The organism is Shewanella sp. 1180_01 (assembly GCF_052850535.1).
The window spans coordinates 1-210 of the sequence record NZ_VXCT01000234.1; the positions used below are offsets into that span (position 1 = coordinate 1).

Consider the following 210-nt stretch of genomic DNA (forward strand, 5'->3'; position numbering starts at 1 on the left):
CTGGTCAGCGGTTAAGCCATCCGTGTCCGTCACTCGCAGTAACACGACATGGCTGCCCACATCATCATTGCCTGGCGTGCCACTTAACAATCCAGTGGCAGCATTGAAGCTCAACCAGCTCGGTTTAGTTACCGCGCTTAAGGTTAAGGTGTCGCCCACATCAGTATCCGCAGCCGCGAAGGTGTAGCTGTATGCCGCATCTTGAGTGGC

The 210-nt window shown here is 55.2% G+C and carries 1 protein-coding gene; it reads right to left on the bottom strand.

The genetic code is table 11. The features are described from left to right. The coding region (locus tag FW758_RS25005) for a putative Ig domain-containing protein (protein WP_446446873.1) at nt 1-210 on the bottom strand (210 nt) is incomplete at both ends.